Raw genomic sequence first — 13,229 nt, 5'->3', positions numbered from 1 at the left:
CACGTTTGCCTATCTCCTTGATATAATTTTATATTTAAGGGACCCTAGAATTTGCATTTCTTCAAGTCTTTGATGATTGTACCGGAAAATATCTCACTGTAACCTTGGGTGGTTTTCACGCTTTGGTGACCTAACAGCTTTTGTACTGTAGTTATTTGTGCTCCATTATATATCAGAAGCGTAGCATTGGTGTGACGGGCTGTATGAAATGAAAAATGTTTGTCTATTTGGGCCATTATACCTATTTTCTTCAAATCTTTATTGACTGATGAATTCGATTTCAAACGAAAAAAAGAATTTAAATCCTGCTTATATTCTTGTAAAAGAAGAAGCGCTTTTCCTTGAAATAACAGATATAATGGAATACTTACTTCCGTATCTGTCTTTACCGTTTTAAACATGAGCCATTTTCCTCCTTTCAGCTTTACTATATTTTTCTCGTTAAGGCGTATAAAATCAGAATAGCGGACTCCTGTATAACAACAAAACAAAAATGCTTTCAAACTATGTGTCAAAGACTCGGAAGAAGATGATAAATTCAACTGCTCCAACTTCCGGATTTCTTCGGGCAACAAAAATGTATGTTTACTTTGTATTGTTTTTATTTGATAATTTCTGAATGGATAATTTTCAGCCATCATATAGCCTCTCTTTATGGCTTCATTGACAAAAGTCCTTAATTGTCTCATGTGTTTGGCTATGGTATTCGTTTCATAAAATTTCTGATGCATGAAATTTTCAAAATCCTGAAGAAACGAGTAAGTGATATCTTCAAAACCGATGGAAGGATGGAAGTGATTGAGTAAATCGAGTGTAGTTAGCAAATTCTTTTTTGTGTTTTCTTTGCGCGACGATTGTTCTACCCAGTTTCTACCAAAGTGTAAAAATGTCATTTTCCCGGTATCCGAATGCACTTTTAACTTTCGAAAAACAGATAGGCTGATAGGAATGCCACGTTTCCAGTATTTCAATTCTTCCCATTGTAATTCCAGTATAAATTCTTCCAACATTCTATTCAGCTCTTCCGCATGTGGATGGTGGATGATTTTATTGCGTGAAGTGTCCCATTGTTGTGGATTTACGTATATTCCTGTCGAAATGTAAATCTTTTTACGGTTTTGATATACTTCCACTTGAATAAGGGCTTCGCCATACTTGTTTAACTTCTTTTTGCGATTGTACACTAATCGAAAATGGATTTTGTTCATAATATATGATTTTTAAAAGAATATGCAAATAATATGCATTTAGAGAAAGTCTATAACGTATTTATGCCTGTTCGATTTAAATTAGAAGAAAGAAACTGTTTATGGAAAAGATTTATATTTCATTATGGCAAAAAAGTGTAAAGACAAAAAAAGCATATCAATTACTTTCTAAAAACATACTTTTGCACAGAACTCCCTCAGAAAAGTGTTAAAAAGCAACCTTTTGGCTGATTTTTCTTGAAAAAGGTATAAATATTAAAAAATATATCATTATTTTTGCCCCCTGTTAGAGTGAATGAATTTTTATTAATGTAAAGTTAAACTTTAAGAGAGATTTTTATGAAAAGAAAATTGATGCTGTTAATGACCTGCCTGATGATAGGTATCGGTCTGGTAAACGCTCAAATCTCGAAGGTAACTGGTAATGTTACTTCTGAAGAAGACGGTTTACCTGTAGTGGGCGCATCAGTATTGGTAAAAGGTACTACTGTAGGTACTGTTACCGATATCGATGGTAATTTTACGTTGACTAACGTACCAAGTTCCGCGGGAACTTTGGTTATTTCCTTCATCGGAATGCAGTCACAGGAAGTGAAGATTGCTTCTATGGTAAAAGTGGTGTTAAAGTCTGATGCAGAACAACTTGATGAGGTGATGGTTGTTGCATACGGTACGGCAAAAAAATCAGCTTTCACAGGTTCTGCATCTACAATCAAAAATGAAAAGATCACTTCTCGCCAGACGTCAAATGTGACGAATGCCTTGGCTGGTCAGGTCGCTGGTGTACAGACTACAAGTAGTACAGGTCAGCCGGGTAAGGATGCTACCGTACGTATTCGTGGTATCGGGTCTATTTCAGCAAGCAATACGCCGTTGTATGTAGTGGATGGGGTGCCTTATGATGGGGAAATCTCTGCTATCAACTCTTCTGATATCGAGTCTATGACTGTATTGAAGGATGCGGCTTCTAATGCATTGTATGGTGCCCGTGGTGCAAATGGCGTCATTTTGATTACTACCAAGCGTGGTAAAACAGGGGATGCACGTGTGACATTCGATGCAAAATGGGGTGTCAACAAGCGTGGAGTTCCTTCTTATGAGACTGTACAGGATCCGGGCAAGTTCTATGAAATGGCTTATTCTGCCATTTACAATGGTGACCTGAAAGGATATGCAGCTGCGGGTGATTTGGTAGCGGCCAATAAATATGCTAATCAGGCTATGTTGTCTTCATCTTATTTAGGATATCAGGTTTTCACTGTACCTAATGGAGAACAGTTGATTGGCATGGATGGCAAATTGAATCCAAACGCTACTTTGGGTTATTCTGACGGTACATATTATTATAGACCGGATAACTGGAGTGATGAATTGTTTGAAAACAACATGCGTCAGGAATACAATCTGAGTGTCAGTGGTGCTACTGAGAAAATGAACTATTACATGTCTGCCGGTTACTTGGACGATCAAGGTATCGTTCCGAACTCTGGATTCCAACGTTATTCAGCCCGCTTGAAGGCAGATTATCAAGTGAAACCTTGGTTGAAACTGGGAGGTAATGTGTCATTTACTCATTATGACAGCCGTGAACAAGATACAGAAGGAGGTTCATCCAATGCCAATGCATTCTATGCAGCCAATATCATGGGTGCTATCTATCCGATGTATATTCGCGACGCAGAAGGCAATATCATGATAGATGAAAGAGGATACAAACGTTATGACTACGGTTCTGATACGAACTTCTCTCGTGACAATGTGATTCCGAATGCCAACCCGCTGGCCAGCTACATGCTGGATATGATGCGATATGCCGGTGATGTAATCAGTGGCAAATGGTTTGCTGATATTGATATCTGGGGTGGAATTAAGGCCAAAATCAATATTGGTGTAGATGCAAATAACGTACGCTATACCAATATGGTCAATCCATATTATGGTCAGTATTCAGAAACCAGTGGTGTAGGTGGTATTGTAAGTGTAGCTTCTCAGCGTACGTTTAGTACGAACCAGCAATATTTGCTGACTTATAACAAGACATTCAATAATGTACACAATTTGGATGTGTTAGCCGGTTATGAAAACTATAACTACAAATATCAATATTTGTATGGTTCACGCGAAAAAATCTATAACCCGGATGTACCGGAACTGAACAATGGTATCTTGAACCAGAATAACTCTTCTTACACTAACAATTATGCTACTGAAGGATGGTTGTTCCGTGTGCAGTATGATTATGATGGAAAATACTTTGTTTCCGGATCTTATCGTCGTGATGCTTCTTCAGTGTTCCATCCGGATAATCGTTGGGGTAACTTCTGGTCAATCGGTGCAGGTTGGCTGATGAACAAGGAATCCTTCCTGGCAGACCAGACTTGGATTGACATGTTGAAATTCAAGATTAGTTACGGTTTGCAAGGTAACGATAACCTGATGTATGAAGGTGGTTTGTATCGTAACTATTATCCTTACATGGACCAATATACACTGTCCAACAGTAACAGTGACTTTGCTACTTCTTTGTATTATAAAGGTAATCCGGAAATCACATGGGAAACTTCTCATAGTTTCAATACCGGTTTTGACTTTACTTTCTGGGGTGGCAAATTGAGTGGTACGGTAGAGTACTTCTCACGTAAGACGACTGACATGCTTTACTTTAAGCCGGTGTCTCCGTCTATGGGATATTCTCGTTTCCCGGAAAATGTCGGTTCTATGATCAACCGTGGTGTGGAATTGGATTTGAACTCTAATATCTTCAGTACAAAAGACTTTACTTGGGATGTGAACTTTAACCTGACTCACTTCAAGAATGAAGTGCTGGAGCTGGCTCCTGAACTGAATGGTCAGTTGATTGACGGATCACGTATTTACCGTGAAGGTGAATCTATGTACCAGTTGTATTTGCCGAAGTATGCAGGAGTGAATCCTGAAACAGGTGAGAGCCAATGGGCTTTGCTGGAACCGAATGAAGCAGGTGAGACTGTAACCACATCTTATACTGAAGCATCTTCTAACCGTTTTGCTACAGGTGACATCCTGCCGAAAGTATATGGTGGATTTGGCACAAGCTTGACTTTCAAAGGCTTTGATTTCTCTATTGCATTTGCTTATCAGTTGGGTGGACGTATTTTGGACTATACTTACCAAAGCTTGATGAGTACGGATGCACAGGGAGCAGCATGGCATGTGGATATGTTGAGAGCATGGACTCCGGAAAACAAGAATACAGATGTTCCGCGTATGAATGTGCAGGACTTGTACACATCCAATCTGTCTGACCGTTGGTTGACAAGTTCTGATTATTTGAGCTTGCAGAATATTACGTTTGGTTATACGTTACCGAAGTCTTTGACTCGTAAGATTAAGATTGATGGTATCCGTTTGTATTTCGTAGCAGATAATGTAGCTTTACTGACTGCCCGTAAAGGTCTCGATCCACGTCAGGGTTATGTAGCTGCGGATAATGTGTACTCACCGATTCGTACAATTTCCGGTGGTATCTCATTGATTTTCTAATTTATTAAATGTTTTAGAACGTATGAAAAAGACAAATAAATATTTGGTATTCGTAGGTGCTGCCTTATGTCTGGCTTCCTGTGACCTGGATAAGCTTCCGGAAGGCCAGTATGTAGGAGATGGGCAGAACGAGGAGATTATAAGTAAGCGTCCGAATATGGTTGTGGCAGGTGTCAATGCGATGGCTGCGAAATTGAATACATTCGGTACAATTTCAGATGATGCTACTACCTATCATAATGACTATGGAGTAGCTGCTGTAAGTCAGTTCCTGGAACAGGGTGGACAGGATATGCCTTGTACGACTTCAGGTTATAACTGGTTTGCAACGGCGCAGAATTACTCAGACCGTCTTTATACAAGTGCAGGAGATGAATTGATTTGGAAAACTTTCTATAATCACATGAAAACTGCCAATGATGTGCTTGTGCTGACGGAAGGTACGAAAGATGAAACCATGTTGGTTTATCGTGGGCAGGCCTTGGCGGCTCGTGCATACGATTTAATGAATTTGGCTCAGATTTATCAGTTTACTTATAAAGGGCATGAAGATGCATTGTGTGTGCCTATCATTACTGAGGATATGACAGAAGAGGAGATGCAGAACAATCCTCGTGCTACAGTTCAGCAGGTTTATGACCAGATTATGAAAGATTTGAATGAGGCGGTTACTTTGTTGGCTGGTTATGACAATGGTTCATCAAAGGATAAAATAGATGAAGCTACGGCCTATGGTTTGCGAGCTCGTGCAAACTTGTTGATGCAGAATTGGGCAGAGGCGGCGAAGGATGCAGCAAAAGCCATTGAAGGTGGAACACCTCAGTCGCTCAGTGAAGTGTCTAGTCCGACATTCAATTCAGCTTCTGCCGATTCTTGGTTGTGGGGAGTGCTGATTACTCCAGATAATGATGTGGTTACCACAGGTATTATCAACTGGCCTTCTCACTTGTGTTCACTGACTGGAAACGGTTATACTACACTGACGGGTTCTTTCCGTTATGTAAGCTCTGCATTGTATGATCAGATTCCTGCTACAGATATCCGCAAACAGTGGTTTATTTCTCCGGATACAACTTCTACTTTGGTGGACAATAAAACGGTGGGAGGTATTCCTGTGATTGATTATTTTGGTTTGGCTCCTTATACCAATGTGAAATTTGGTCCGTATCAGGATGTAATGGGTAATACCACTAACTCACAAGACTGGCCACTGATGCGTGTGGAAGAAATGTATCTGATCAAGGCGGAAGGTGAAGCAATGTCTGGAGACCTGCCTACGGCCAAACAGACATTGGAGAATTTCGTGAAAACTTATCGTAATCCGTCATATGTATGCAACGCTTCTTCTGCAGAAGCTATGCAGGATGAAATCTGGTTGCAGCGTCGTATGGAGTTATGGGGTGAAGGCTTTGCTCTATTTGATATTTTGCGTCTCAAGAAACCTATTATTCGTAAAGGAACAAACTATGCGGCTATTGTTCAGTTCAATTTGGAGCCAGAGTCTCAGATTATGATTTATCGTATTCCACAATGTGAAATGGAAACTAACAAGGGTATTACGGAAGCCGACAATAATCCGGCAGCTCCGCAACCTTCAGTTTAATTCGTAGGATAGACTAATATTGAGAAGGAGGTATATCTTTTGATGGATATACCTCTTTTTTTGTCTTGATTTTATTAAAATATGGTCTATTTTTCTGAAACTTCTTGTTAATAATGCAAAATATATGCAATTTTATTCTATTTATATTCGTTTTGTATAAATATAGGTAAATATATACAAGTCGTTAAGAATCATTTATTTATCTCTTTTTAATATTGTTTCATCTCCAGCCTGTGGAATAAGTGTAAGAATACCCTCTGTTTGCCTTATTCTCTTTGGTTTATTATTTTAGCAACCCGTTTGTGAAAACATACTTGTTTAACTTAACTAAACTAAAGAGAGATTTTATGAAGAAAAAAATCACGTGGTTCGTGACCTTTCTCCTGATAGGGATTGGTCTGTCTAATGCCCAGATTTCTCAAGTGACCGGTAATGTGACGTCCGATGAAGACGGACTGCCGGTAGTGGGCGCATCGGTATTGGTAAAGGGTACGACTGTAGGGACAGTGACCGATATCGACGGAAATTTTACAATTACCGGAGTGCCGGCCTCGGCAAAAGTTCTGGTGGTTTCTTTTATCGGTTTGCAGAGCCAGGAAGTGCCTGTGAAATCGGTGGTAAATGTAGTGCTGAAGTCGGATGCCAAGCAGCTGGATGAAGTAATGGTTGTGGCGTATGGTACAGCCAAGAAGGAGTCGTTTACCGGTTCGGCGTCGGTGGTTAAGGCCGACAAAATCACGTCAAGACCGGTAGCCAATGTCACGAAGGCTTTGGATGGACTGGTGGCCGGTGTGCAGACCACTTCCGGATCTGGACAGCCGGGTTCGGGAGTTTCGGTCGTGGTACGCGGTTATGGTTCTATCAACTCGGCTCAAAGCCCTTTGTATGTGGTAGATGGCGTGCCTTATGATGGAGATGTGGTTTCCATCAACCCGAATGACATTGAATCGATGACGGTATTGAAGGATGCCTCGGCAGGTGCGTTGTATGGTTCACGCGGAGCAAACGGCGTAGTGATGATTACAACGAAGAAAGGAAAGTCGGGCAAGGTGAATGTCAATCTGAAGGCGAACTGGGGCGTGGCGTCCCGTTCCATTCCCCGTTATGAAACAATGGATGAGGCGGGGTATCTGGAGACTATTTTCCAGTCGTACAAAAACAATCAGATTTATAACAATGGCCTTTCGCCGGCGGAAGCTGGAGTTGCGGCATTGGAAGCTATGAAGGCAGGTTCTACTGCTATTTTTGGTCTGAATGAACAGTATAATCCTTTTAATTATTCTATTACGGAACTGATTGATCCTGCCACTGGCAAGGTACGAAGCGACGCCCGCCTGAAATATTCAGAAGACTGGATGAACGAGGCGATGGTGAACAATCCTTTGCGTCAGGAGTATAATGCTTCTTTTTCTGGAGGAAATGAGAAGACAAAGTATATGTTTTCATTGGGATACTTGAATGAGAAAGGTTTGTTGAAGACTACCCAGTTTTCTCGTTACAATGGCCGTATGAACATTGATTCGGATGTGACAAACTGGTTGAAAGCCGGAATGAATGCCAGCTATTCGCGCAATGAAAATAATACGGCAGTGGAAAACTCATCGGGAAATTCCAATGTGTGGTATACGGCTCAGCTGATGGCGCCAATTTTCCCTGTGTACGAGAAAGATGCGGATGGAAAAACCGTGTTAGACAAGAGTGGTAATCCGGTGTTTGACTATGGAGCAAACCGTCCGGCGGGTGCGAATGCGGACTGGAATACCATTGCGACCTTGTATGATGACAAATATTCTACTACGAGCGATAACTTGAGTGCCCGTATGTATATGGAATTAGGTAACCTGAAAGAGGGGCCTTTGCAGGGATTGAAATTCTCGGTGAATTATGGATTCGATTTGATTAACCGGGATAATATGACTTACTACAATCCTTATAACGGTAATGCGACTTCCGTGAAAGGACGTCTGACCAAGAGTGCTTCCCGTTCTTTCAGTTACACCTTGAACCAGCTGCTGAATTATGACCGTTGGTTTGGCAAGCATCATGTGGCGGCATTGGTGGGGCATGAATTTTATAAATACACCTATTCTTACTTGTCAGGTCAGAAAACCGGTTTCCCTTTCGGCGGATTGTATGAACTGGCTGCAGCCACTACAGTAGTGGATACGGATTCTTATAGCCATAATTATTCAGTGGAATCGGTTTTGTCGCGCCTGTCTTATGATTATGCGGATAAGTATTATTTTTCGGCCAGCTTCCGAACAGACGGATCGTCTCGTTTTTACAAGGACAGCCGCTGGGGTAATTTCTGGTCAGTAGGTGCGAACTGGCGGATTTCGCAGGAGGAGTTCATGAAAGACTTGAGATGGGTGAACAACCTGTCGGTGAAGGCTAGCTACGGTGTGCAGGGAAATGACCGTTTGCTCGATTCTGGTGGTTATGACATTTATTATGCATGGCAGTCTTTCTATAGCCTGAGCTACCCGAACAATACGATGAACGGTGCCGCGTTGTCTTCTTTGGAAAATAAGGGGCTGAAGTGGGAAAAGAACGGTAACCTGAATGTGGGTGTGGAAGGCCGTTTGTTCGACCGTGTGAGCTTCAGTGTGGAATGGTACCAGCGGAAAACTTCGGACATGCTGATGTCTTTCCCAATGGCTACTTCGCTTGGATTTGACGGATACAACAAGAATATCGGCAGCATGCGTAACCGCGGATGGGATGTGAGCATTGCCACTGATATCTTCCAGCAACCGAACTTCGGATGGCGACTTACCCTGATGGGCTCGACCGTGAAGAATGAGGTGTTACAGCTGGCCGATAAACCGGAAATTATCAATGGAAGTTATATTATCCGTGAAGGTGAGACCATCAATTCTTTCTATACGGCTACTGCGGCAGGAGTGGATCCGGCTACAGGTGAACAGTTGTACTGGGTGTGGGATACGGATAAAGACGGTGTAAGAGGTGAGAAATATATTTCGAGCGATGCGTCGAAGGCTACCAACTGCAAGGAAATCCAGGGCAGCCGTATTCCGGACTTGTATGGTTCTTTCAACAATGAATTCCGATACAAGAACTTCGATTTGGCTGTGCTCTGTACGTATTCTATCGGAGGTAAGGTATTGGATGGAGTGTACAGAACTCTGATGTATGGAAATTATGTGGGACAGGCAAAGAGCAAGCACTTGGAACGTGCCTGGAAACAGCCCGGCGACATTACCGACATTCCTCGTATCGAGATTGGCAAGAGTTATATTACGACCAACAACGACTTGATTGACGCTTCTTATCTGGCCATCAAGAATATCTCACTGGGATATACTTTCCCGGAGAAACTGATTCAGAAATGGGGTATGAACCGTTTGCGCCTTTCGGCTACGGCAGATAATGTAGTGTTGTTCAACTGCCTGAAGGGGATGAATCCTCAGCACAATTTCAGTGGAGGTACGAGCTTTGGCTATGTGCCGGTGCGAACTGTATCATTTGGTATTGACGTAACATTCTAACGAAAAAGAAAACAATGAAAATCAATAAATATTTTTTATGCGGGCTGGCATTCGCAGGAGCCGGTTTGTTGGCTTCCTGCTCGGATGAACTGGAAACACAGCCTACCAACTCTGTGTCTGGAACGCAGGTTTTTGAGAACGCGGAGCATGCGGAAGCCGCGATTAATGGTGCATATCGTTTTTTATACACAGCCGGATGGAGTTCAGGCTGGGGTACACAGAACTGTGGACAGACAGCTATCCAGTTATTTGCCGATTTGATGGCAGAGGATCATTTGATGAACGAACAGGGGCAGGGATGGTTTTATGAGGATTATCGTCTGAACGTACACGGAGATTATGCCGGAAAAGCCGGACGTTCTTATTCGGTGTGGAATTTTTATTATACGATTATCAGTAACCTGAATTATATTCTGGCAAACGACGGAAAGCTGGACGGAGACCCTGAATTGGTGAATAGTCTGATGGGGCAGGCGTATGCCTTCCGGGCTTATTGCTATTTTTATCTGATTCAATTGTACCAGCAGACTTATGCAGGGCATGAGAATGCACCGGGAGTACCTCTTTATACGGAGCCTACGGTAGCCGGAACGGAAGGAAAACCACGTGGTACGGTACAGGGAGTGTACGACCAGATTAATTCGGATTTGGCCGAGGCTGTCAATCGTTTGAAAGGACTGGAACAGTCGCACATCTCTCACATTGATTATTATGTGGCCAAGGGTTTCCAGGCACGTGCTTTCTTAGTGCAGCATAAGTATAAGGAAGCGGCGGAAGCGGCGAAAGAGGCCCTGACGAAACCCGGGCTTTCGTTGGTTAAGGTCGATGCCTTGGGTGGAAACAACAGTGTGAAAGTGGATGATGTGATGTGGGGACTGGAGATTTCGAAAGACCAGACTTCGGGTTATGCCGGATTCTTCTCTCACATGGATGCGGATGCAAAAGGTATGTATGGCTCCAAGGCCCGCCAGTGTATCAGTTCCGGATTGTATAACCTGTTGTCGGATACGGATGAGCGTAAGATGAAATGGTTCCGGGGAAAACTGGAAAAAGAGGAGAAGGGTAATTCCAAGGTAAGTTATTGCCAATTGAAATTTAAGATGGCTGATTATACCATCTGGACTGGCGACTATCTGCTGATGCGTGCGGAGGAAATGGTGTTGATTCAGGCAGAGGCGGAATGTCATCTGAAGGAGTTTGATTTGGCTCGGGCTACCATCAAGCGGCTGGGAATGCTTCGGGATGCAAAATATGAGGAAATTCTGTCAGAACGTACAAACTCGGAAGCCTATAATTCAAATACGAATGCTCCTGTTACTACGTTGATGGAGGAAATCCTGTTGCAGCGTCGTGTGGAATTGTGGGGTGAAGCAGGAAGAATCTTCGACTTGCAGCGTCTGGCGTTGGGGTATAACCGGAAGTATGAGGGCTCCAATCATTCGGAAACTGTGCAGACGAAGAATACGGGAGTGGCTTCTCCGCTCTTCATATTCCCCTTACCTCAGTCGGAGATTGACGGAAACGAGCATATCAGCAGCTCGGATAACAATCCTATTGTTCGATAATTTTAATGGAAATGAGATGAAGAATTATATACTCGCGATTGCGGTTTTATTATCGGGTGTGGCTGCTTCGTGCAACAAAGATGCGGAAGGAGCCGTGTATGCAGAACGTGAAATGGCATTTTCTTTTGTAAATGCCAAACAAGTGATGGAAGTAGAGGCCGGGAATGCCGGTGTGGTGAAAATACCGGTTTATCGCTCCGGCAGAACTGGTGAGGCCAAAGTGGAAGTGATGCTTGACGCGAAGGCGGTTGCGGAGAACGTGCTGAAACTTCAGACACCGGAAGTGACCTTTAAAGACGGAGAACCGGCGGCTTATGTGGAAATGAGTTTTGTGCCGTCAGGTCAATGGAAGGAGAAGAAATATACAGCAGTACTGACTTTTAAAGAAGGTACTCGTCTGTCTCCAAGTGCCAAGGCTAGCACGGAAGTTACGATACAGCGTAAATAACCGCAGGATGATTGTGGTTGGTAAAAATAAAAGAGCGCATCTGAAAGGAGATGCGCTCTTTTTCTGTATATTTGCGACATATAGAAATTAGATTTACACTGAATGAAGGAATTTGTGATATCGGACGCGCAGACCGAAAAGGCTGCGTTGGTGGGTTTGATAACCCAGACTCAGAATGAACGTAAGACCAATGAATACCTGGATGAACTGGCTTTCCTGGCAGAGACGGCTGGGGCGGAGGTGGTGAAACGCTTCACCCAAAAGCTGGATACCCCCAACTCTGTGACGTATGTAGGGAAGGGTAAATTGCAGGAAATCAAAGAATATTTGGCTGTTCAGAACGAAAGTGAGGAGACTGAAATCGGAATGGTGATTTTCGATGATGAACTCTCGGCGAAGCAAATCCGTAACATTGAAAATGAGCTGAAAGTCAAAATACTCGACCGAACTTCATTAATCTTGGATATTTTTGCCATGCGGGCACAGACGGCCAATGCCAAAACGCAGGTGGAGCTGGCGCAATACAAGTACATGCTTCCCCGCTTGCAGCGTTTGTGGACACACTTGGAACGGCAGGGTGGTGGTTCCGGTGCCGGAGGTGGTAAAGGTTCCGTGGGTTTGCGTGGTCCGGGTGAAACCCAGCTGGAAATGGACCGTCGTATCATCTTGAACCGTATGGCCTTGCTGAAGCAGCGTCTGGCTGAGATTGATACGCAGAAATCCACTCAGCGCAAGAATCGCGGGCGCTTGATTCGTGTGGCGTTGGTGGGATATACCAATGTGGGAAAATCGACGCTGATGAATCTGCTGGCAAAGAGTGATGTGTTTGCGGAAAACAAGCTGTTTGCCACGCTGGACACCACAGTGCGCAAGGTGATTATCGAGAATCTGCCTTTCCTGTTGTCTGATACGGTAGGGTTTATCCGGAAATTGCCGACCGACTTGGTCGATTCGTTCAAGTCGACGTTGGACGAAGTACGCGAGGCCGATTTGCTGGTACATGTGGTAGACATCTCTCATCCGGATTTTGAAGAGCAGATTCAGGTGGTGGAAAAGACCATTGCCGATTTGGGAGCAGGCGGAAAACCGAGCATGATTGTATTTAATAAGGTAGATGCCTATACATACGTGGAGAAGGCGGAAGATGACCTGACTCCGAAGACAAAGGAGAATATCACCTTGGAGGAACTGATGCATACCTGGATGGCGAAATTGAACGATAACTGTATCTTCATTTCCGCCCGGGAGAAGACCAATATCGAACAGTTCCGCGACCTCTTATATAAAAAGGTAAGGGAACTGCATGTACAGAAATATCCTTACAATGATTTTCTGTATCAGACCTACGACGAAGAATAACCGACCAAATAGATA

The 13,229-nt window shown here is 43.2% G+C and carries 7 protein-coding genes; 6 read left to right on the top strand and 1 reads right to left on the bottom strand.

The window, feature by feature from the left end:
- Positions 1-44: 44 nt before the first annotated feature.
- Positions 45-1,208: a site-specific integrase gene (locus OIM59_RS14240; protein ID WP_303897360.1), complete on the bottom strand. Its 1,164-nt coding sequence runs from the start codon at positions 1,206-1,208 to the stop codon at positions 45-47.
- Positions 1,209-1,547: 339 nt separating this feature from the next.
- Between OIM59_RS14240 and OIM59_RS14235 the strand changes: the two genes are divergently transcribed.
- The 6 genes from OIM59_RS14235 to hflX all read left to right on the top strand — a co-directional run bounded on the left by OIM59_RS14235 (position 1,548) and on the right by hflX (position 13,214).
- A complete protein-coding gene (locus tag OIM59_RS14235) occupies positions 1,548-4,730 on the top strand; it encodes a TonB-dependent receptor (RefSeq protein WP_303897357.1) in 3,183 nt (1,060 codons plus the stop codon).
- A gap of 22 nt (positions 4,731-4,752) precedes the next feature.
- Positions 4,753-6,333 (top strand): RagB/SusD family nutrient uptake outer membrane protein, encoded by a 1,581-nt coding sequence (locus OIM59_RS14230; RefSeq protein WP_303897354.1) that lies wholly within the window; start codon positions 4,753-4,755, stop codon positions 6,331-6,333.
- A gap of 347 nt (positions 6,334-6,680) precedes the next feature.
- Positions 6,681-9,842, top strand: a complete 3,162-nt coding sequence (locus OIM59_RS14225; RefSeq protein ID WP_303897351.1) for a TonB-dependent receptor — start codon at positions 6,681-6,683, stop codon at positions 9,840-9,842.
- A 14-nt stretch (positions 9,843-9,856) separates the two neighbouring features.
- On the top strand, positions 9,857-11,407 hold the full coding sequence (locus OIM59_RS14220; RefSeq protein WP_303897348.1) for a RagB/SusD family nutrient uptake outer membrane protein: 1,551 nt from the start codon (positions 9,857-9,859) through the stop codon (positions 11,405-11,407).
- A 16-nt stretch (positions 11,408-11,423) separates the two neighbouring features.
- A complete protein-coding gene (locus tag OIM59_RS14215) occupies positions 11,424-11,855 on the top strand; it encodes a hypothetical protein (protein WP_303897345.1) in 432 nt (143 codons plus the stop codon).
- Between the two features lie 102 nt (positions 11,856-11,957).
- Positions 11,958-13,214 (top strand): GTPase HflX, encoded by a 1,257-nt coding sequence (hflX, locus tag OIM59_RS14210; RefSeq protein ID WP_299171967.1) that lies wholly within the window; start codon positions 11,958-11,960, stop codon positions 13,212-13,214.
- Positions 13,215-13,229 lie beyond the last annotated feature (15 nt).

The organism is Bacteroides mediterraneensis (assembly GCF_025993685.1).
Classification (GTDB): Bacteria; Bacteroidota; Bacteroidia; order Bacteroidales; family Bacteroidaceae; genus Phocaeicola; species Phocaeicola mediterraneensis_A.
The sequence above is the reverse complement of the archived record's forward strand: the minus strand, read 5'-3'. Positions and strand labels throughout refer to the sequence as shown.